The 726-nt window shown below is 33.9% G+C and carries 1 protein-coding gene; it reads right to left on the bottom strand.

Going from position 1 to position 726, the window contains the following annotated elements; genetic code table 4:
- Positions 1-506: 506 nt before the first annotated feature.
- On the bottom strand, positions 507-726 hold a 220-nt coding region (locus C6B38_RS10250), incomplete at its 5' end, for a hypothetical protein (RefSeq protein ID WP_162475916.1).

The raw sequence follows: 726 nt of genomic DNA, 5'->3' as shown, positions 1-726 counted from the left end.
TGCTTTTTTGTGTTCACGCCCAACAAAATTATTTCCCTTATGAGGGTGGGCGAGTTCATAGCAATTTATTTTAATTGCTTTTTTGTGTTCACGCCCAACAAAATTATTTCCCTTATGAGAAAGATAATAAATATTACGATGGGTATGTTGGTCAACTTTTATTAACCCTTTTTATGTAATGTTTTTAAAAGTTCTTCGGTCGCCCGTTTTTTCTTATTAACTAATAAACCGATTTACTCTGTATTTTTGTCTTACTAACCGGGTGGGGTTTTTTCTTTTTTGCGTTCACTTTTTTCTTTTAAGGGCACGGACAAAAAGAAAAAAAGGAACTAAGTGGGTTTTTATTGGAAGAAAAAGAAATAAAAAATATCTCTTTTTACTAAACAGCAAAAACGATATGATAAAGACCATATCTTGGGTTTGTTTATTCGTTGTCTTGCTACTCTGTGGTTTTACGCAAGTTCTGTGCTTTGTTGGTAGGGGGGGTGAAGAACTCGATAGGGGAGTTAGTCTAGGTTGTCTAATTCCACTAATAACTCACTGAGTTCTTCTTCAGACATTTCTGGTGGTTCCCCCTTGTTTTTTTCATAGTGTGTGTTATAATTATCAACAAGACTGAGTTCTTCTTCAGACATTTCTGGTGGTTCCCCCTTGTTTTTTTCATAGTGTGTGTTATAATTATCAACAAGAGAATTATTCTCTTTTCATTTTTTTTCAGTTTGTTGA

This window comes from Spiroplasma sp. ChiS, assembly GCF_002968355.1.
Classification (GTDB): domain Bacteria; phylum Bacillota_I; class Bacilli_A; order Mycoplasmatales; family Mycoplasmataceae; genus Spiroplasma; species Spiroplasma citri.
This window is presented reverse-complemented; position numbering and strand designations above follow the sequence as displayed.